Below are 19,801 nucleotides of genomic sequence, written 5' to 3' on the forward strand. Positions count from 1 at the left end.
GCCGCGCCGGCCTAGATGCCCGGACCGGCCGAGGCCACCGCGGAGCAGCAGCAGGCTTTGAGACCGCCGAGCTCGGAGCGTGACAGCCGCAGGCCCCAGCCATAGGCGTCGAGCACGTCCTGGACAATGGCAAGGCCCAGCCCGGCGCCCTCGCCGCGCTGATCGAGCCGGATGCCGCGCGACAGCACCTCGGTGCGCGCCGCTTCGTCCAAACCCTCGCCGTCGTCTTCAATCACGATGCAGAATTCGTCGGCGTCGCAGGCGGTGCCGATCCGGACCCTGGACTTGGCGTGCCGAGTGGCGTTGTCGAGCAGATTACCGAGCACCTCGGCGAGATCGGTGCGCTCGATCGGCACCGCCACATAGTCGGCGACCTCGATGGCGTAGTCGATCGCGCGGCCGGCCGGGGTGCGCGACTGGATCGTCACCAGGGAGCGCACCAGCGGCAGCAGCTCGACCGCGACGCTCTCGCCGCGCCGTACCGCGCCGCGCAGCCGGGCCCGCGCCAGTTCGCGGTCGACATGCCGGCTCATCGCCGCGCCCACCGCTTCGATATCGCGTGCGAGCTTGTCCTCGCCGCGCTCGCGCAGCCGCGCCGCATCGCCGGCGAGCGCAGCCAGCGGCGTCTTCAGGCCATGGGCGAGATCGGCGGCACGGTCGCGCGAGCGCTCGATCTCACGCGCCTGGGCTTCGAGTAGCGCGTTGACCTCCTCGACCAGCGGGCGGACTTCGTCCGGCACCGCCTCGGGCAGCCGGCTGCTGCGGCCGGAGCGGATCGCGGCAACGTCGCGGCGCAGCGCCGCGAGCGACCGCAAGCCGAGCATCACCTGCACCGAGGTGGCGAGTCCCAGCACCACGCCGAGCAGGCCGAGCGCGACCACGAGATCGCGCGCGAACGCCTTACCGGCCGCATCGACCCGCGCCAGATCGACCGCCACCGCGGCCCGGATCGGGACGCTCTTACCGCCCATGGTGAGCTGCACGCGGCGCTCGACGATCGACAACCGCGAGCCGAACGGCCCGGCGATATCGTGGTGATGCACCTCTCCAGGGCCGGGCTGATCGATCGGCACCGTCAGCCGGTCGTCCCACAGCGAGCGCGAGCGGACGAGCTGATCGCCGTCGTCACCGACCTGCCAGTACAACCCGGACAGCGGCTCGGAGAACCGCGGATCGGTCGGCGGACGCACCACCACGAGCTTTCCGTCCGGCCCGGCCTCGATGCCGGCGAGCAGCTGCTTAAGTGACACTTCGAGATCGTCCGCGATGGTGCGGGTGACGTGGCGCTCGAACAAGATCGTAAGCGCGAAACCGGCGATGCTGAGCGCGACCAGGATCGCCGCAGCCCCACCGGCGATCAACCGCAGCCGCAGCGAGCTGTGCTTCATGGACGCTCGTCCGGCACGATGTAGCCGAAGCCGCGGCGGGTCTCGATCAGCTCAGTGCCGATCTTGCGGCGGACCCGGCCGACCAGCACCTCGATGGCGTTGGAATCATGAGCGTCGTCCTGGCCGTAGATGTTCTCTGCCAGTTCGTATTGCGACACCACCCGGCCGCGATGCAGCACCAGATAGGACGCCAGCCGGTATTCCAGCGGCGACAGCGACACCGGCTTGCCGCCGACGCTGACCTGCATCTGCCGCTCGTCGAGCGTGACCTCGCCGATGGTGACCACCGACGAGGCATGGCCGGCCGAGCGCCGCACGATCGAGCGCAGCCGGGCCAGCAGCTCCTCCATCTGGAATGGCTTCGGCAGGTAGTCGTCGGCGCCGGCATCGATACCGTCGACCCGTTCGGCCCAGCTGCCGCGGGCGGTGAGGATCAGCACCGGGGTAAGGCGGCCGTTGTCGCGCCAGCGCTTCAGGATGGTGAGGCCGTCGAGCCCAGGCAGGCCGAGGTCGAGGATGATGGCGGCGTAATCTTCGGTATCGCCGCGAAACCACGCCTCTTCGCCGTCACCGACGATCTCGGTAAGGTAACCGGCTTCGCCGAGGCCGCGCGCCAGCTCCGACGCGATCCGGCTGTCGTCCTCGACCACCAGCACCCGCATCACTTCTCCTTGGTGCGCCGGATCTCGCCACTGCGCCCATCGACATAGACTTCGTAAAGCCGGCCGGCCTTGTCGACCACGATGAACTCGTACAGCCACTGATCGTGGTGGCGTTCGATCTCGACGCCGGTGATCTCGCCGGGGAGCTTGTCGCGAATCTGGCCGAGCAGTTCGGCGAGGGGGCGGATTTCGCCGCGCTCGACAGCGAGGCGGGCTTCGTCATGATCCTGGCGGTGGTCATGGGCGCCGTGATTGTGCTCATGCGCGAGCAGGCGCGCCGACGGCAGCGGTACCGCGGCGATCAGGGCTGCGAAGATGAAAATGAACAGGCGCCCCATCGGTGCTTCGGCCGGCTCCTTTCGAAGCCGCCAGTCTGGCGCCCGGCCGCTGACCGCTCGCTGACAATGATCAAACCCGCCGTCAGCCGCCGTTCCGCGAAAACAACGGCCGCAGCACGCCAGCCACCAGCCCGGCGGCGATCAGCAGGCCCACCACGGGAATCCACAACAGAAACGCCCCGAGCAGCAGCACCAGCACCACCGCAATCGCCGCCCCGATCGCCAGCGCCATCAAAAACAGCCCGAGCGGACCGACTTTGCCGACGAAGACGTGCTCGGTGGTGTTCTGGTCGATGAAAATCCGCGTCCCCATCGGATCATGGGTCTGTCCGGGCGGAATGATCTCCGGCTCATAGCGCGGCCGCTCCGGCGGCCTGGATTGATCGGTCATAATGCGAGTCCTTGGGGCGCGCGCGGGTCGGCTCCGGCGCGAATCCAGCATAGCCACAAAGGTGGCGAGCGCGAGAGCGTTTCCACAGGGTTACGCGGCGGCCGCGCGGCACGCCGTTTCGAGGCAGCAATACCGGTGAGGTGGCGCGCTCCGGGCCGAAAAGCCGTCGCCGAACGAACTCAGGACGCCCGCAGGAGTTCCTTGGCCTGCGCCACCCGCTCCGGGAAGGCGGCAGCCAGCGCGGCACGGTCGGCTTTCAGCACGCCGCGCTCGGTGATCAGCCCGGTGACGAGGCGCGCCGGGGTGACGTCGAAGCCGTAATTGGCGACCTTTGACCCCTGCGGCACGATCCGCACCGTCTCGATCCGCCCATCACTGGTACGGCCGGTCATGTCGGTCACTTCCGCGGCCTCGCGCTGCTCGATCGGGATTTCGCGGACGCCGTCGTGGATGGTGAAGTCGATCGTCGGCGACGGCAGTGCGACATAGAACGGCACCTTGTTGTCGGCCGCCGCCAGCGCCTTCAGATAGGTGCCGATCTTGTTGCAGACATCGCCATCCGCGGTGACGCGGTCGGTGCCGACGATCACGATATCGACCAGCCCGTGCTGCATCAGATGACCGCCGGTATTGTCCGGAATCACAGTGTGGTCGACGCCGTGATGGCCCAGCTCCCAGGCGGTGAGCGACGCGCCCTGGTTACGCGGCCGGGTCTCGTCGGCATACACATGGATGGAAATACCAGCATCGAACGCCTGATAGATCGGCGCGGTCGCGGTGCCCCAATCGACGGTGGCGAGCCAGCCGGCGTTGCAATGGGTCAGCACATTGACCCGCTCGCCGGGCTTCTTGGTCGCCGCGATCGCTTCGATCAGCTTCAGGCCGCTGGCGCCGATCGCCTGATTGATCGCGACGTCTTCATCGGCGATCTCACCGGCACGCCGATACGCCGCCGCGACGCGATCCGCCGGCTGAATTGGGGCGAGCGCGCGGCGCATCTCGTCGAGCGCCCACTTCAGATTGATCGCAGTCGGCCGGGTTGCGACCAGCTTGGCGTAGGCGGCATCGAGCCCGGCGTCGGAGGCATCCTCACGCATCGCCAGCGCCATGCCGTAGGCCGCGGTGGCGCCGATCAGCGGCGCGCCGCGCACCAGCATGGTGCGGATCGCATCGGCCGCGTCATCGGAGCTGGTCAGCTTCACCACCTCGTAGTCGTGCGGCAGCCGGCGCTGATCGATAGTGCCGACGGTCCAGCCATCAGCCTCGAGCCAGATCGTGCGGGTATGCTTGCCGTCGACTTTCATGGTGCCTCGCTGAGATCGAATCGGTCATTGCGAGCGAAGCGAAGCAGTCCAGAAATTCACATGCCAGCACTGGACTGCTTCGTCGCTTCCGCTCCTCGCAATGACGAGGTTTACGCCTTCAAAACCCGCCCGGCCACCGCGTCGAGCTTCTTCAGCAGTTCCGGATCGCGCGCTTCGGGGGCGGTGATGAAGGCGGCATCGAGGGCGCGGTCGGAGCCAATCGGGCATTCCTCGTGCTCGCGCGGGAAGTCCTGCGCCAGCCGCGCCACCAGGCTCTTGGCCTTCTCGGCGTTGGAGGTGAGAACGCGGACGATGTCCTGCACCGTCACCGCGTCGTGGTCGGGGTGCCAGCAGTCGAAATCGGTGACCATCGCCACCGTCGCGTAGCAGATTTCCGCCTCACGGGCGAGCTTGGCCTCCGGCATGTTGGTCATGCCGATCACCGAATAGCCGAGCTGCTTGTAGGTCATGCTCTCCGCGTAGCTGGAGAACTGCGGGCCTTCCATGCACAGATAAGTGCCGCCGCGCGCCACCGGAATGCCCTCGGCCTCCGCCGCAGCCGCAAGGTGGATGCGCAGCCGCGGGCTCACTGGATGCGCCATCGAGACGTGGGCGACGCAGCCTTTGCCGAAGAACGAGCTTTCGCGCTTGTAGGTGCGGTCGACGAACTGATCGACCAGCACGAAGGTGCCGGGCGGCAGCTCTTCCTTGAACGAGCCGCAGGCCGACAGCGAGATCAGGTCGGTGACGCCAGCGCGCTTCAGCACGTCGATATTGGCGCGGTAGTTGATGTCGGAGGGCGACAGCCGGTGGCCCTTGTCATGACGCGGCATGAACACGATCGGCAGGCCGGCGATATTGCCGCGCCGCACCGCGGAAGACGGTTGCCCCCACGGGCTCGCGATCGCTTCCTCTCGGACGTCTTCCAGCCCGGGCAAATCATAGATCCCGGAGCCACCGATAATGCCGAGCACGGCCTTAGTCATGGACTGTCTCCCCGACGAAAGCGTTTTCGAGCGAAGTGGTCACCGGTTCGCGTGAAGAAAACGCGTCACAACAAATCTGCCGCCGCATTCAACATGCGGGCGGGGCAGCGACAACCCCTTACGGCGGCGGATCAGCCAAACGTCTTATCTTACCGTGGTGTCGGACAAGCCCATGACGCGCCGCCACCGCGACGAATTTTCCTGTTCCCGAACCTACGATGATCGGATTAGGATCATCGCTAAGGCCACGCAAAAGCGGCCAAGGGGAGAGAAACAACGTGATGACTGGACGCGTCGTGTTCGGCGCCATGGAGGAGGTCGTCTACGGTCAGCCGGCGGCGGACGCGCTCGCCGCTCAGCTCGACCGCATCGGCGCGCAGCGCGCGCTGCTAATGGTGTCGGGGACGCTGAACCGCACCACCGATGAAATCGCCAAGATTAAAGATGCGCTCGGCAGCCGCTGCGCCGGGGTGTTCGACGCGATGCCGGCGCATACGCCGCGCGCGGCAGTCATCGCCGCCACCGAACAGGCCCGCGCCATCAAGGCCGACATCATCGTCACCGTCGGCGGCGGCTCGATCACCGACGGCGCCAAGGCGGTGCAGATCTGCCTCGCCAACGACATCTCGAGCGCCGCCGAGATCGACCGCGTCCGTAACATCAACGCGCCGGTCGCCCCCAAAGTCCGTCAGATCAGCGTGCCGACCACGATCTCGGGTGGCGAATTCAGTGCCATCGCGGGCGTCACCAACGAAGCCACCAGGGTGAAGGAGAGGCTGGCGCATCCGCTGACGATGCCGCGCGCCGCGATCCTCGATCCGGCCATCACCCTGCACACGCCCGAATGGCTGTTTCTGTCGACCGGCATCCGGGCGGTCGACCACTGCGTCGAAGCGATCTGCTCGCGCGAGGCGCACCCCTACGGTGACGCCCAGGCGCTGCGCGGTCTTTCGATGCTCGCCGCGGGGCTGCCACGGGTGAAAGCCGATCCGACCGACCTCGACGCCCGGCTCGACTGTCAGATCGGCACCTGGCTGTCGATGGGCGCGCTGTCGTCCGGCGTGCCGATGGGAGCCAGCCACGGCATCGGCTATGTGCTCGGCGCGGTGTTCGACGTGCCGCACGGCCATACCTCCTGCATCATGCTGCCGGCGGTGATGCGCTGGAACAAGTCCGCCAACCGCGACCGCCAGGCGCTGGTTGCCGCCACGATGGGCCATCCCGGCGAAGACGCTGGCGACGTGCTCGACGCGCTGATCCGGGTGCTCGGCATGCCGCGCAGCTTGCGCGAAGTGAACGTCGGGCCCGAGAATTTCGAGCGGATCGCCACCCAGGCCATGGGCACCCCATGGGTGCCGCGCAATCCGCGCCCGATCGAAGGACCGGCGCAGGTCCGGGAAATCCTGGAGCTCGCAGCGTGAAGACGCGCCTGCTTTCGCGGAACCAACAACGATGAGATCGTCATTGCGAGCGTAGCGAAGCAATCCAGGAGCGCAGTGCACGTCGCTGGATTGCTTCGTCGCTTCGCTCCTCGCAATGACGACGGAAAACCAGAAGCTCAGGCACGCATCAGCACGAGGAGCACGATGTATCCCGGCCAGTTCGCGAAGACCCGCCCCGACCATCCCGCTTTCATCATGGCTTCCACCGGAGAGACGGTGAGCTATGCCGAGCTCGAGGCTCGCAGCAACCGTCTGGCGCATCTGTTGCGCAATCACGGCCTGCAGCGGTTCGACCACTATTCGATCTTCATGGAGAACAACAACCGCTACATCGAGGCGTGCGCCGCCGGCGAGCGCAGCGGCTATTACTACACCTGCGTCAACTCCTACCTGACGCCGGCCGAGCTCGCCTACATCCTGACCAACAGCGAGTCGCGCGCGCTGATCACCTCGAAAGCCAAGCTCGACGTCGCCCGCGAGGCGCTGAAAGAATGCCCCAACGTCACGCTGTGCGTGGTGGTCGACGGTGACGGCGAGAGCGAGCGGATCGTCGGGCTCGCCGCCGCGACCAAGGATCTGCCGGACACGCCGATCGCCGACGAAAGCCTCGGCACTGCGATGCTGTATTCGTCCGGCACCACCGGCCGGCCGAAGGGCATCCTGCGCCCGCTGCCGGAGCAGCCGCCGTCCGAACCGCTGCCGCTGTTCCACTTCCTCAACATGCTGTGGAAGTATCGCGACGGCATGATCTATCTGTCGCCCGCGCCGCTGTATCACTCGGCGCCGCAGGCTGCGGTCGGCCTCACCATCCGCGACGGCGGCACCGTGATCATCATGGAGCACTTCGATCCGGAGCAGTATCTGGCGCTGATCGGGAAGCACAAGGTCACGCACAGCCAGCTCGTGCCGACGATGTTCTCGCGGATGCTGAAGCTGCCTGAAGAGGTGCGGAAGGCCTACGATCTGTCGACGCTGGAAGTAGCAATCCACGCTGCAGCGCCCTGCCCGCCGCAGGTCAAGGAACAGATGATCGAATGGTGGGGACCGATCATCCACGAATATTACGGCGCCACCGAAGGCCTCGGCTTCACCGCCTGCAACAGCGCTGAATGGCTGGCGCATCGCGGCACGGTCGGCAAGGTGATGTTCGGCGACCTGCATATTCTCGACGACGGCATGAAGCCGTGCCCGAAAGGCACGCCCGGCCAGATCTGGTTCAAGACCGCCACGCCGTTCGAGTACTTCAACGACCCGAAGAAGACCCAGGAAGCCCGCTCCGAAGACGGCAGCATGAGCACCGTCGGCGACGTCGGCTATGTCGATGACGACGGCTACCTGCACCTCACCGACCGCGCCACCTTCATGATCATCTCGGGCGGGGTGAACATCTATCCGCAGGAGTGCGAGAACCTCTTGATCACTCACCCCAAGGTCGCGGATGCCGCGGTGTTCGGCGTCCCGAACGAGGATCTCGGCGAGGAGGTCAAGGCGGTAGTCCAACCGATGCCGGGCGTCGCCGCCGGTGCCGACCTCGCCGCCGAACTGATTGCCTTTTGCGCACAATCGCTGTCGCGACAGAAGGTGCCGCGCTCGATCGACTTCATGGACGAACTGCCACGGCTCCCCACCGGCAAACTCTACAAGCGCCTGCTGCGCGACAGATACTGGGGCAACAAGAACAGCCGGATCGTGTGATGCAGCCGGTTGCGAGCGGCGCCTCGGCCCGCCCGCAGACAGCGCGTTGCGTCAGTCCGGAATGATGAGCCGCTCGGTGCCGTACCACGCAATAGAGCGCGACAGATCGACGAATCTGCGCTCGTCGGCGATTAGTTCGCGCAGCGCCGCCAGGCCCTCCGGCGTGGCCCGGGCGGAGCTGTGGTCGTCGAAACTGTCCCACCACAATTCGCCGCAGCCGTCGTAATCGGCGGCCGCCAAGCCGCGGCTGGCGCGGATCGATTGCTGGGCCGGATCTGGCAGCGGCACGGTTTGCACATAGCGCCGGATTCGCAGCACCTGCTGGTGCGACCGCACCAGAGGGCCGTGGCGATCACGCCAATGGCTGTCGAACTGGTCACGCGACAGCTCCGGCAGGCGCCGGACGAACATCGTGAGCTTGAGCATCGGTCCTCTCTTGGCTTGTGGGCGGCTCCAAGGCTACGCTTTGACAGCGTTGTCAGGGTCAAGAGGCCGCGATGCAGATCGGGGAATTGGCGCGCCGCTGCGGCGTCAGCGCGCGGATGCTGCGCTATTACGAGACAGAGGGGCTGTTGCGGCCCGGCCGCTCGCCAGCGGGGTACCGACTGTACCGTCCGGCCGACATCACGACCGTGCAGCGAATCACCACGCTGCAAGCCGCCGGGCTGACGCTGGCGAAGATCCGGCTGCTGCTGCCCTGCGCCGAGCCGGATTCGAGCGGATTCCGGCCCTGCCCGGCGTTCCGCGATGGTATTCGCCGGCGGCTCGCTGAAATCGACGGCCAGATCGCCGCGCTGGCGGCCAGTCGCCGCCTGCTGCGCGCCTATCTGGAACAGACTCCGCTGCGGTGACCGCCGCGCCATCGCAGCAGGCAAATCTCACAGTTTCGGCTATATGCAGCAGATGTCCTGCTTCGCCTGCCTCCCATGATCGCTCCGGTTTCGCGTCAGACCGACGACGACCTCGACGCCCGGGCGCTGTCGGTTCTCAACCACGTGTTCGGGCTGCCGTCGTTCCGTGGCCAGCAGGAAGCGATCGTGCGGCATGTCGCCGATGGTGGCGATGCGCTGGTGTTGATGCCGACCGGCGGCGGCAAGTCGCTGTGCTATCAGTTGCCGGCGCTGCTGCGCGACGGCTGCGGCGTGGTGGTGTCGCCGCTGATCGCGCTGATGCGCGACCAAGTGGCTGGGCTGCTGGAAAGCGGCGTACGTGCGGCCGCGCTGAATTCGACGCTGTCCTACGACGAGGCCAACGCGATCGAGCAGCAACTCCTCAAGGGCGAACTCGATCTGCTGTATGTCGCGCCCGAGCGATTGCTGACACCGCGCTGTCTGGCGCTGCTGGCTAAAGCCAAGCTGTCGCTGTTTGCGATCGACGAGGCGCATTGCGTGTCGCAATGGGGCCACGACTTCCGTCCCGAATATGTCGGCCTCTCGGCCATCGCCGAGAAGTTTCCGAACGTGCCGCGGATCGCGCTCACCGCGACCGCCGACGCGCTGACCCGGCGCGAGATCGCCGAGCGACTGGCGCTGACGGATGCGCCCTGCTTCGTGTCGAGCTTCGACCGGCCGAACATTCGCTACACCATCGTCGACAAGCAGAACGCACCAGCCCAACTCAAAGCCTTTATCGACGACCGCCACCGCGGCCATTCCGGCGTGGTGTATTGCCTGTCGCGCGCCAAGGTCGAGGACATCGCCGAGACGCTGAGCAAATCCGGCCTCACCGCGCTGCCGTATCACGCCGGCCTGCCGCCGGAGGTGCGCGCGCGCAATCAGGATCGCTTCCTCAATGAGGACGGCATCGTGATCGTGGCCACGATCGCGTTCGGCATGGGGATCGACAAACCGGACGTGCGGTTCGTCGCGCATCTCGATCTGCCGAAGAGCATCGAGGCCTATTACCAGGAGACCGGACGCGCCGGCCGCGACGGCAAGCCGTCCGACGCCTGGATGGCCTATGGCCTGTCCGACATCGTCCAGCAGCGCCGGATGATCGACGAGAGCAGCGGCTCGGACGCCTTCAAGCGGGTGTCGATGGGCAAGCTCGATGCGCTGGTCGGTTTGTGCGAATCCACCGGCTGCCGGCGCACGCGGCTGCTCGGCTATTTCGGCGAGACCTCGCCGCACCCGCACTGCGGCAATTGCGACAACTGCCTGACCCCTCCGAAGGTGATCGACGGCACAGTGGCGGCGCAGAAGCTGCTGTCCTGCGCCTATCGCACCGGGCAGCGGTTCGGCGCCCAACACCTGATCGACGTGCTGCTCGGCCGGCTGACCGAGCGCGTTTCGCAGTTCGGCCACGACAAACTGTCGGTGTTCGGCATCGGCGGCGAGTTTGGCGAGAAACAATGGCGCGCGGTGATACGGCAACTGGTGTCGCTCGGGCATCTGACGCCGGACAGCGAGGCGTTCGGCGCGCTGAAGCTGACCGAGACCTCGCGTGCGGTGCTGAAGGGTGAGTCCGAGGTGGCGCTGCGCGAGCAGACCGGCCGCCCGCCGCGGTCGAAATCGCGCCGCGGCGATCTGGTCGGCGGCGCCCAGCGCGAGACCAGCGGCGATCCGGAGCTGTTTGCTGCGCTGAAGGCGTGGCGGTCTGAAGTGGCCAGCGCTCGCGGCGTGCCGGCCTATGTGGTGCTGCACGATGCCACGATCGATGGGCTGGCCGCGGCAAAACCGCGAACGCTGGACGAGATGCGTGGCATTCCGGGCATTGGCGACAAGAAGCTCGAGCATTACGGCGCCGCACTGCTGGCGGTGATCGGCGAACACCGTTAGCCGGCTGCCGGGCCATCGCCAGCCTAAAGGAAGTGGTCCGGATCCTGCACAGCTTCTCCTGACGGACTTCAGGAGGTGTCGCGATGCCGCTCTACGGCTTCCATTGTAAGCAATGCGACAAAGACAGCGAATTGCTGGTCGGCTTCGACGACAAGCCGCCGTGCCCGGCCTGCGGCAGCCGGCGAATGGAGCGGCTGGTGTCTCGCCCCGCCCCGCCCGGCAAGAGCAAGAGCGTGATGAAAGCCGCTCGCGCTCAGGCGGCACGCGAGGGGCATTTGTCGAATTTCAGTCGCAAGGAGCGCGGTCTCTAGGACCGCGCCCACGCGAGCCGATCAATAGCCGCCGACTGCGTTGGCGGGCGCGTAGCCGTAGCTGTCGTAGCCGCGATCCCACGCGCTGTAGCGCGGATTCATAACGCAGTTGCCGCCGGTACCGCTCGCGGTGAAGCGGCAGGAGGAATAGGTGGCGTAGTTGCAGTCGCCAGGATAACCCTGCTGCTTGCCCTGGATGCAGTACGGATATTCGACGCTCGCCGCCGCCGGCTGCGCGCCGATCAGTTGCGTCGTGCCAAGTGCGCCGAGCGCCATCACTGCCAATGCCAGACGTCTCATCTCGCTCTCCTTGTGTTGTCACCGATGCGAGACAGAACCGCAGCGTCCGAGTGCCGTTCCGGACCGGCTTTCACAAAAGCATCATCGAAGCTGCGACGCGTCGCCGCCGCACTGCGCGCTGAGCCTTGCGATCCGCGCGTCCGGTGACGCCGGCCGGACCGATTGCGCGCCGTCGCGGCGGATGGCAAACCTCCCCATCATGCGACCGCGTGCGAATTGCGCAACGCGGAACGCCAACAACAACGCGCAGCACGCGCGGGACAAAGGGAGGACGAGACATGTCGCAGCTGATCGAAGCGTCGGGCGTGGTGACGCCATTCGACGGAATGGACGTGCCGTGGCTGCTGAAGCTGCACGCAGAGGCGCGGCGCGAGCATCCTTTCGTGATCTGGGCGCCGTTCGACGGCCCGTCGCGGAGCTGGAGCTACGGCGAATTCCATGAGCGCGTCGGCGCGCTCGCCGCCGGCCTCGCCAAGCGCGGCATCAAGCCGGGCGACTACCTGCTGATCCATCTCGACAATTGCGTCGAGTTTCTGCTCGCCTGGTTCGCCTGCACGGAGCTCGGTGCAATTGCGGTCACCACCAACACCCGCTCGGCCGCCGCAGAGATCGAGTACTTTGCCGACCATTGCGGCGCGGTCGCCGCCATCACCCAGCCGGCCTATGCCGATCTGGTGGCCACGAACTGCAAGAAGCTGAAATGGATGGCGGTGATCGGACACGATCCCGGCGCGGCAATCGCAGCGCAGCCGGTCGCAAAGGGCGACTCGTTCGACAGTCTGTTTGGCGACAGCGCCGATCGGCCGCGTCGCCCGACCGATCCGCTGGCGCCGTGCAGCGTGCAGTACACCTCGGGCACGACCTCGCGACCCAAGGCGGTGCTGTGGACCCACGCCAACGCACTGTGGGGCGCCAAGATCAACGCCGCACACCAGACGCTGCGCGCCGATGACGTGCACCTGTTGTATCTGCCGCTGTTCCACACCAATGCGCTGGCCTATTCGATGCTGTCGACGCTGTGGGTCGGCGGCACTGTCGTGGTGCAGCCGCGGTTCTCGGCGAGCCGCTTCTGGAAGGTCTCGCTGGAGCATGGCTGCACCTGGCTGTCGACGATCCCGTTCTGCATGAAGGCGTTGCTCGAGCACGAGGTCCCGAAGACGCATCGCTTCCGGCTGTGGGGCACCGCGGTCGCCGAACCGCCGCCGTTCGCCTCGTTCGGCATCAAGATCATCGGCTGGTGGGGCATGACCGAGACCATCACCCACGGCATCATCGCCGAAGCCGATCAGCCCAACACGCCGATGTCGATCGGCCGCGCTGCGCCCGAATACGCGATCCGCATCGTCGGCGACGACGGCGCCCCGACACGCGTCGGCGACACCGGCAACCTGCTGATCAAGGGCGTGCCGGGACTGTCGCTGTTCAAGGAGTATCTGCACAACGAGACGGCGACGCGCGACAGTTTCGATGAGTTCGGTTACTTCATCACCGGCGATCGCGTGACGCGGCTCGAGCACGGCGCAATTCGGTTCGGCGACCGCGCCAAGGACATGCTGAAGGTCGGCGGCGAGAATGTCGCGGCATCCGAAATCGAGCAGGTGGTGATCACCGTGCCGGGCGTGCGCGAAGCCGCAGTGGTGGCGAAGAAACACCCGATGCTCGACGAAGTGCCGGTGGTGTTCGTGATCCCGCAAGGCGGCGTCGCCGCAGCGCCGCCGGATTTTGCCGATCGCATCACCGCCGCCTGCGCGGCCGCGCTTGCCGACTTCAAGCGGCCGCGCGAAGTGCGGCTGGTCGACGACATGCCGCGCTCGACGCTGGAGAAGGTGGCGAAAGCCGAACTCCGCAAGATGCTGGCGGAGTAATCATCCCCGCGCGTCATTCCGGGGCGCGCCGCGAGGCGCGAACCCGGAATCTCGGGGGCCGGGACGAAGCGATTCCGGGTCCACGCTTCGTGTCCCGGAAACGACAGGCCTCGATCAGCCGCCCATCGCCACCGGGCGGAATGCCTGCAGCAGGCGCTGGTCGATCTTGCCGCCCATGTTCTCCATCGTGATGAAGGCCTGCAGCGGCGACATCGGCTTGTGGTTCTTGCGCGGCGCGACCAGCGACGCGAAGATATCGACGATCGTGGTGATGCGGACGATGTCGGCGATCTGATCGCCGTGCAGCCCGTCGGGATAGCCCGAGCCGTCGAGCAGTTCGTGATGGTGCAGCACGACGTCGAGTGTTTCGCGCGGGAAGCTGCCTTCGGCGACCAGGGCCTCATAGCCGAGCCGCGGATGCTCGCGATATTTGCGCAGCGCCTCGCCCTTCAGATTGTCGAGATTGTCGAGCGCCGAGACATCCACATACGCCTTGCCGACGTCGTACAGCAGCGCCGCGCGGGTCAGCCGGCGCTGATCCTCTTCGCGCATGCCGAGATATTGCGCGAACGCCACCGCGAAGCCGGTCGCGAACAGGCACAGCCGATAGCTCTCGTCGTGATGGCGGCCGACGGTGGCGAGCCATTCCCGGAGCGACGAGCGCTTGATCGCTTTGAGGATCGGGCCTTCCGCCTGCATCACGTCCTGGAACGTCAGCGGCTTGCCGTGCAGCCGCTCGAAGATCTTCACCAGCACCTTGTGGGCGGCGGTGACGCCGTCGCTCAGCGCTTCGGCGCGGGCGGTCGCGGTGTCCTCGGAAGGATCGGGAAACGCCGAGCGGACCCGCTGCAACAGATCGCGCGGATCGAACGGACGGGCGATGGTGTCGGTCGCGCCGAGCGCCCACGCCTGCATCGAGCCGTGATGCAACTCGTCGGCGAGCACGAACAGCCGCGGCATCGGCTGATAGGCGCCGCCGAGCAGCTTGCGCCGAACCAGTTGCACGCTGTCGGCCGAGCGCAGATTGATATCGACCACGATGCCCGACAGATCGCGCGCCGGCGCGTCCGGCAGGTGCGCCGTCGGCACCGTCTCGACCTCCGCCACGCTCGCCAGAATGCCCGCGATGTCGACGCTGCCGTCACGGCGATCGGACGCCAGCAACAGACGCCGGCGCGGCGCAGGGTTGGAAGCGGGCTGTCGGGCTAATGCATTCATGAAGGTCACCGGGATTGCTACCGTTGGCAGGTAATGTCCTTACACTAACGAGAAACTGGTTCCCTGAGATTAATGGGCGTTGTTAACGAGCCGTGACCTTCGCGATTCACATTTGATACAATGTCAAAACCGTGATTATGCGAGGTCTCGCTCTGACCAGCCGTAGCGTTATGATTGCGGTGACAGAGTGCCGGGATGAATGGGGCGGAACGGGGACAGATGACTGCGACAAATCTAGCGATCGCACCTCGGCTCTGTGGTGCTGCAACTCTGGCAGGCGCGCTGCTGCTATCGGCCGCGCTGGCGTTCGCGCAACAGCCCGCGGTGACCGTCCCGCCGCCATTCGTTGCGACGCTGTCCAACACCACGCCGCTGGTGTTCGGCATGGATGCTAACCAGGCGGCCACAGCGCTCGGCATGCCGCTCAACTACGTCAGCGGCAAACCCGGCGACGAGATTTTCATGGTGATCCGCACCCAGGGCGGCAGCGGCTTCTTCGACCGCCGCGACCGGCTGTATCTGCAATTCCGTCACGGCCGGCTGGCAGGATGGAAGGGCGACTGGGGCCGCAACTGGATGTGGCGCTAACCGCCGCCGGCTTCGTCGCACCGACATCATCATCAACGCGCGCAAAGGATCGCCCGTGGGACACGACATCACGCTGAAGGCTGCGGACGGTTTCGAACTCGGCGGTTATCGGGCCGATCCCGCCGGCACGCCGAAAGCCGCGATCGTGGTGATCCAGGAGATCTTCGGCGTCAATCACCACATCCGCAACGTCTGCGACCGCCTCGCTGCGGAAGGCTACGTCGCTCTCGCGCCGTCGATCTTCGATCGCAGCGAGCGCAACTTCCAGAGCGGCTATTCGCCGGACGAGATCGCGGTGGCGCGCAAGTTCGTCGCCAATCCGGACTGGCCGGCGATGCTGCGCGACACCCAGGCAGCGATCGACGCCGTCAGCAGCATCGGACCGGTCGGCATCATCGGCTTTTGCCTCGGCGGCAGCGTCGCCTATGCGGCGGCCACCAAGCTGCACGGGCTGAAGGCTGCGGTCGGCTACTACGGCGGCGCCATCGTGCGTTTCGCCGACGACAAGCCATTGGTGCCGACGCAATTGCATTTCGGCGAAAAGGACTCCGGGATTCCGCTCCGCGACGTCGACGCGATCCGGACCAAGCGGCCGGAGGTCGAGATTCTGGTCTATCCGGGCGCGCAGCACGGCTTCGGCTGCGACGAACGCGCCAGCTACGACAAGCCGAGCTCAGACTTGGCGTGGCAACGCAGCCTGGCGTTCTTCGCCGCGCATCTGAAGTAAACAGGATCTGACGGCGCACTCGCCGGTTCAGAACCAGCGTTCGCCGACATAGACGGTGTCGCCGGGGCTCAGCGGCGTGCCGAGCGGCACAACCTCGCGCACCATGCCGCCGCCTTCCGGATGCGTCACCGTGACCCGGTCGCGCTGGGCGCGCGGGGTAAAGCCCCCGGCAATCGCGACCGCGCTCTCGACGCTCATATGCGGCACGTACGGGTATTGGCCGGGCGCGGTGACCTCGCCGAGGATAAAGAACGGCCGATACGATTCCACTTCGACCGCGACCGACGGCTCGCGAATGAAGCCGCGGCGCAGCCGCGCGGTGATTTCGGCCGCCAGACCGGCGGGCGTGCGACCGCGTGCCGGCACCGCGCCGATCAGCGGCATGGTGATCGAGCCGGCGGCATCGATCGCATAAGTGTTGGTGAGCCCTTCCTGGCCATACACGACGACGCGCAAGCGATCGCCGGCGTCGAGCCGGTACGCCGGCTCCCCGCTCGGCGCCGCATAGGCAGCCGCCATCGGCGGAACGCCGCCGCCATAGGCCATGGTGTCGAGGGTGTTCGGTGGCTGCACCATCGCGACCGGCCCAGGCCGCCGCATGCAGCCGCCCAGCGCGAGCGCGGTCGCCACGATGATCATCGATACTTGAAACGCGCCTACGACACGCACTGGAGCTATCCCTTGCCACGAGACAGCTTCGTTTATGCCCCGTTAGGGTTAACAAACGGTTTGGGTTTGGCTTCCGCCCCCGTACTCGCGCGAGGCCCGTCCGCCGTCGGGGCAGCGGACGATTACGATCGTCAGGCGGTGACGCCGACCCCGACCGGGCACGACACGCCGGTGCCGCCGAGCCCGCAATAGCCGCCGGGATTCTTGGCGAGATATTGCTGGTGGTAGTCCTCGGCATAATAGAAGGGACCGGACGGCGCGACCTCGGTGGTGATCGGCCCATAGCCCTTGGCCTTCAGCGCCGCGCCATAGGTCGTGCGTGAGGCTTCCGCCGCCCGCTTCTGGTCGTCGCTGAAGGTGTAGATCGCCGAGCGATACTGCGAGCCGACGTCGTTGCCCTGCCGCATCCCCTGGGTCGGATCGTGGCTTTCCCAGAACGTCTTGAGCAGCGCCTCGTAGGAGATCTTGGTCGGATCGAACACCACCAACACCACTTCGGTGTGGCCGGTGCGGCCCGAGCAGACCTCCTCATAGGTCGGATTGGGCGTGAAGCCGCCGGCATAGCCCACCGCGGTGCTGTAAACGCCGTCGCCGAGCTGCCAGAACTTGCGCTCGGCGCCCCAGAAGCAGCCGAGCCCGAACACCGCCTGCTGCAGGCTTTCCGGGAACGGCGGCTGCAGCCGGTTGCCGTTCACGAAATGCATCCGTGCCGTCGGGATCGGCGTCGGCCGGCCCGGCAACGCCTCGTCGGCACTCGGCATCGCGGTCGATTTGCGCATGAAGAACATCGAAGACCCTCCCGGCGCGGCCGATGGCGGCGGGTGCCGCGCGTCCGCGCACGCATGATGGCGACAGCCGAGCCTCAGCGTGGCGCTGATGCAATCGGCTCTCAACTCAATTTCAGGATATAGGTGTCTTCGCAGCGGCGGCGAGATTGTTACGCCGCGCTCTGCCCGTCAGTCGCGGGCGTAGCCGATCAGCGGCTTGCGCGGGCGGAACAGCAGCATCAGCGCCAGCCCGATCACGCCCAGCACCGCGAAAGTCGGCTGGGTCAGCACGAACTTGGCCACGTGGGTCCAAAGCCACGGCGCGGTCTGCTCGACCCAGTCGCGAAACGACTGCTGGCTGGCCTGGTGGATGTCGTTCCAGAAGTCGCCGAGCTTGGTCCACTGCACCGAATTGTCGGCGACCGACCGCGCGCCGTCATAGACCAGGAAGATGAACCCCCCGGTCAGGAACAGCAGGCCGATCAGCCGAAAGAAGCCGCGGATCATCTCAACCACCCCGATCAGAAATTCGCCTGTGCCCCAGGCCGGGCTTACCGGGCGGAACGGCAGAATTCAACCTCGTCAGCAACTTGGACCACGTCTGGCGTGCCTCGGGCCCTGAGCCGGAACCGCCCCGGGCCCTAGAACCGCGCGTCCCCGTTGACGCTGGAAGGCCCTGCCAGTATAACGCGGCCGATGGCGGTAGGGGCGATCCTGCCGCCGCTGTTCTTTGGGCGGCGCCGTGAATTGCGGCCGTGTCGGCTCCGGGAGCATCTTCAGCAACATCCGGAACACACGGCGCGTCGCGATTGCGGCTCCGCCAATCAGCCCCGGCCGCTCGAGCAGAGGCCGCTGCAGGATTTGAGAGATCATGGCTAATACGTCTTCCGCCAAGAAAGCGACCCGCAAGATCGCCCGGCGCACCGCGGTGAACAAGTCGCGTCGGACTCAGATGCGTGGGTCGGTCCGGACCGTCGAAGAGGCGATCGCGAGCGGCGACCGCGAAGCGGCCTTGAAGGCAATGGCTCGCGCCGAGCCCGAGCTGATGCGCGCTGCGCAGCGCAACATCATCCACCGGAACGCCGCGAGCCGGAAGGTGTCGCGCCTGACCCACAGCATCGCCAAGCTGGCGAAGTAATTCTCACCATCATCTTGGATGGTTTCGATGCCCGGCTCTGCCGGGCATTTTCTTTTTCGGCGACAGCTTGCGCCAGCATAGTCATACTCGCCGCGCCCGGTCGCGTAGTTGCTCACTCGATTACGGTACGCGCTCGCTCATAATTTGAATCGAATGACGCGCGTCTTCGCCGTCACCTGCCTCGTTCCGGAACAACACACCACCAAGCGTCAACCGTGCTTGACGCACGGCTCAAGAAAACGCTGCGGCACAGCAGGAACTCCGATCTTTGTCGGACTCGCTTGACTTTCGACGCGCGCTTCCTCGTGCAACTACGCGGTCGTTTGTGACAAGGGTTACCCTGTCCGAGCGCTCACAAAAATCCGCGGCGAGCGAACCACTTATCGGCAAAGCGCGGACGACCATTTGGAAAACGCCCTCGCCCGAGCGTCAAAGGTAAAGGATTCATGAAATTCTTTTAGGCACGCGGCCAAAATGTCACGCTCGCAGCGCACATCGAATCTATGCACAGATTCAAAATCTTGCCGATCCCGAAGTGATTAGTTGCCTGTTCTGCTATCGGTCGAGGCGAAATCTTCACCCTCCCCTCGGAATCATATCCATTGCAGCGGAGGGGCCGTCGTGGTTTTCATAGTCCACCCGCGACGCCCACGGCTCTTCAGATCAGCGCGGTTTGAGAACCAAGGGCGGACATGCAAATCGGCGGCGGTGTGCATGTTGGTGGCTTTTCCAAATGACGGTCGAACTGCAACTCATAGCAATATGGGGCTGGCGAAGCCGTGTCTGAATTCAAGCGGAGGCCTTCGTTCGAAGGTTTCTGACGAACGACGGCACCGGCGATCCATCGGAATGCAGACGCAGTCTTGGTGAGAGCATCGACGCGGTTTTGTTTTGGCGACGTCTGGCCGCGCGCAAGCGCGGCGAGAGGGGGAGGTTTCATGAGCACCGAAGTCGACGTATCATTCGAACCTGCCGATCATCCGGTTGAATTTTCCGCCTTCGCGGGCCATGCGTTTTTCAATAGTCATTGCCGTGCTCACACTCCGGTTTATCCGTCGAGTCCTCCGCTGAGCTGACCTTTTTCCATCTCTCTTCGGCCCTGATCTGACGCCGGCTGCTTCAGCCGAAGCGGCGGAGCCATGTCCGAACTCAACTCGCTGGTCGCGGCGATGGCGTGAGCCGTCATGGCTCGCCGCTGCGATGGCCCGTAACTCTGGAATTGAAAAGCTGCTGAA

Annotated in this window: 21 protein-coding genes; 9 read left to right on the plus strand and 12 right to left on the minus strand. The window is 66.0% G+C overall.

Going from position 1 to position 19,801, the window contains the following annotated elements:
- Positions 1 to 11: 11 nt before the first annotated feature.
- The 6 genes from LRC39_RS24470 to LRC39_RS24495 form a co-directional block, all read right to left on the minus strand.
- Positions 12 to 1,388 (minus strand): sensor histidine kinase, encoded by a 1,377-nt coding sequence (locus tag LRC39_RS24470; protein WP_346295934.1) that lies wholly within the window; start codon positions 1,386 to 1,388, stop codon positions 12 to 14.
- Entirely contained in the window at positions 1,385 to 2,050 is a 666-nt protein-coding gene (locus LRC39_RS24475) for a response regulator transcription factor (protein WP_107346761.1), read from the minus strand. The genes LRC39_RS24470 and LRC39_RS24475 overlap by 4 nt, the downstream gene beginning before the upstream one ends.
- Positions 2,050 to 2,388: a PepSY domain-containing protein gene (locus LRC39_RS24480; RefSeq protein ID WP_346295935.1), complete on the minus strand. Its 339-nt coding sequence runs from the start codon at positions 2,386 to 2,388 to the stop codon at positions 2,050 to 2,052. Before LRC39_RS24480 ends, LRC39_RS24475 begins: the two co-directional genes overlap by 1 nt.
- Positions 2,389 to 2,470: 82 nt before the next feature.
- Positions 2,471 to 2,779, minus strand: coding sequence for a hypothetical protein (locus LRC39_RS24485; protein WP_346295936.1), 309 nt, complete (start codon positions 2,777 to 2,779; stop codon positions 2,471 to 2,473).
- Between the two features lie 179 nt (positions 2,780 to 2,958).
- Complete coding sequence (mtnA, locus tag LRC39_RS24490; RefSeq protein ID WP_346295937.1) at positions 2,959 to 4,083, minus strand: S-methyl-5-thioribose-1-phosphate isomerase; 1,125 nt, start codon at positions 4,081 to 4,083, stop codon at positions 2,959 to 2,961.
- A gap of 110 nt (positions 4,084 to 4,193) precedes the next feature.
- Positions 4,194 to 5,069, minus strand: coding sequence for an S-methyl-5'-thioadenosine phosphorylase (locus tag LRC39_RS24495; protein WP_012497916.1), 876 nt, complete (start codon positions 5,067 to 5,069; stop codon positions 4,194 to 4,196).
- Positions 5,070 to 5,347: 278 nt separating this feature from the next.
- Here LRC39_RS24495 and LRC39_RS24500 point away from each other — a divergent pair, with 278 nt between their 5' ends.
- Both LRC39_RS24500 and LRC39_RS24505 read left to right on the plus strand, forming a co-directional pair.
- Positions 5,348 to 6,490, plus strand: a complete 1,143-nt coding sequence (locus tag LRC39_RS24500) for an iron-containing alcohol dehydrogenase (protein ID WP_346295938.1) — start codon at positions 5,348 to 5,350, stop codon at positions 6,488 to 6,490.
- Positions 6,491 to 6,655: 165 nt separating this feature from the next.
- Positions 6,656 to 8,206 (plus strand): AMP-binding protein, encoded by a 1,551-nt coding sequence (locus LRC39_RS24505; protein WP_346295939.1) that lies wholly within the window; start codon positions 6,656 to 6,658, stop codon positions 8,204 to 8,206.
- 51 nt (positions 8,207 to 8,257) lie between these two features.
- Here the strand turns inward: LRC39_RS24505 and LRC39_RS24510 are convergent, their stop codons facing one another.
- On the minus strand, positions 8,258 to 8,632 hold the full coding sequence (locus LRC39_RS24510; protein WP_346295940.1) for an EthD domain-containing protein: 375 nt from the start codon (positions 8,630 to 8,632) through the stop codon (positions 8,258 to 8,260).
- 71 nt (positions 8,633 to 8,703) lie between these two features.
- Here LRC39_RS24510 and LRC39_RS24515 point away from each other — a divergent pair, with 71 nt between their 5' ends.
- The 3 genes from LRC39_RS24515 (at position 8,704) to LRC39_RS24525 (ending at position 11,294) form a co-directional block, all read left to right on the plus strand.
- On the plus strand, positions 8,704 to 9,057 hold the full coding sequence (locus tag LRC39_RS24515; protein WP_346295941.1) for a MerR family transcriptional regulator: 354 nt from the start codon (positions 8,704 to 8,706) through the stop codon (positions 9,055 to 9,057).
- A gap of 75 nt (positions 9,058 to 9,132) precedes the next feature.
- Positions 9,133 to 10,983, plus strand: a complete 1,851-nt coding sequence (gene recQ / locus LRC39_RS24520) for a DNA helicase RecQ (protein ID WP_346295942.1) — start codon at positions 9,133 to 9,135, stop codon at positions 10,981 to 10,983.
- A gap of 83 nt (positions 10,984 to 11,066) precedes the next feature.
- On the plus strand, positions 11,067 to 11,294 hold the full coding sequence (locus LRC39_RS24525) for an FmdB family zinc ribbon protein (RefSeq protein WP_107357330.1): 228 nt from the start codon (positions 11,067 to 11,069) through the stop codon (positions 11,292 to 11,294).
- Between the two features lie 21 nt (positions 11,295 to 11,315).
- Here the strand turns inward: LRC39_RS24525 and LRC39_RS24530 are convergent, their stop codons facing one another.
- Positions 11,316 to 11,594 carry a DUF3551 domain-containing protein gene (locus LRC39_RS24530; protein WP_346295943.1) on the minus strand — a complete coding sequence of 93 codons (279 nt, stop codon included), beginning with the start codon at positions 11,592 to 11,594 and terminating at the stop codon, positions 11,316 to 11,318.
- A 278-nt stretch (positions 11,595 to 11,872) separates the two neighbouring features.
- Between LRC39_RS24530 and LRC39_RS24535 the strand changes: the two genes are divergently transcribed.
- Positions 11,873 to 13,459: an AMP-binding protein gene (locus tag LRC39_RS24535; protein ID WP_346295944.1), complete on the plus strand. Its 1,587-nt coding sequence runs from the start codon at positions 11,873 to 11,875 to the stop codon at positions 13,457 to 13,459.
- A gap of 114 nt (positions 13,460 to 13,573) precedes the next feature.
- Here LRC39_RS24535 and LRC39_RS24540 read toward each other — a convergent pair whose 3' ends face one another.
- Positions 13,574 to 14,677, minus strand: a complete 1,104-nt coding sequence (locus LRC39_RS24540; protein ID WP_107346352.1) for an HD domain-containing protein — start codon at positions 14,675 to 14,677, stop codon at positions 13,574 to 13,576.
- A 219-nt stretch (positions 14,678 to 14,896) separates the two neighbouring features.
- Here LRC39_RS24540 and LRC39_RS24545 point away from each other — a divergent pair, with 219 nt between their 5' ends.
- Positions 14,897 to 15,265 carry a hypothetical protein gene (locus LRC39_RS24545; protein WP_346295945.1) on the plus strand — a complete coding sequence of 123 codons (369 nt, stop codon included), beginning with the start codon at positions 14,897 to 14,899 and terminating at the stop codon, positions 15,263 to 15,265.
- A gap of 55 nt (positions 15,266 to 15,320) precedes the next feature.
- Positions 15,321 to 15,992, plus strand: coding sequence for a dienelactone hydrolase family protein (locus tag LRC39_RS24550; RefSeq protein ID WP_346295946.1), 672 nt, complete (start codon positions 15,321 to 15,323; stop codon positions 15,990 to 15,992).
- 27 nt (positions 15,993 to 16,019) lie between these two features.
- On the opposite strand, the gene LRC39_RS24555 is transcribed toward LRC39_RS24550, so the two are convergent.
- The 3 genes from LRC39_RS24555 to LRC39_RS24565 form a co-directional block, all read right to left on the minus strand.
- Positions 16,020 to 16,661, minus strand: coding sequence for a polysaccharide biosynthesis/export family protein (locus LRC39_RS24555; protein ID WP_264053737.1), 642 nt, complete (start codon positions 16,659 to 16,661; stop codon positions 16,020 to 16,022).
- A 131-nt stretch (positions 16,662 to 16,792) separates the two neighbouring features.
- Positions 16,793 to 17,449 carry a peptide-methionine (S)-S-oxide reductase MsrA gene (gene msrA, locus LRC39_RS24560; protein WP_346295947.1) on the minus strand — a complete coding sequence of 219 codons (657 nt, stop codon included), beginning with the start codon at positions 17,447 to 17,449 and terminating at the stop codon, positions 16,793 to 16,795.
- Positions 17,450 to 17,617: 168 nt separating this feature from the next.
- Positions 17,618 to 17,935, minus strand: coding sequence for a hypothetical protein (locus LRC39_RS24565; RefSeq protein ID WP_107357337.1), 318 nt, complete (start codon positions 17,933 to 17,935; stop codon positions 17,618 to 17,620).
- Between the two features lie 364 nt (positions 17,936 to 18,299).
- On the opposite strand from LRC39_RS24565, the gene rpsT reads away from it, so the two are divergent.
- Complete coding sequence (gene rpsT / locus LRC39_RS24570; RefSeq protein ID WP_107346358.1) at positions 18,300 to 18,566, plus strand: 30S ribosomal protein S20; 267 nt, start codon at positions 18,300 to 18,302, stop codon at positions 18,564 to 18,566.
- The last annotated feature ends 1,235 nt before the right edge of the window (positions 18,567 to 19,801 follow it).

Source organism: Rhodopseudomonas sp. P1, from assembly GCF_039642825.1.
Taxonomy (GTDB): Bacteria; Pseudomonadota; Alphaproteobacteria; order Rhizobiales; family Xanthobacteraceae; genus Rhodopseudomonas; species Rhodopseudomonas palustris_H.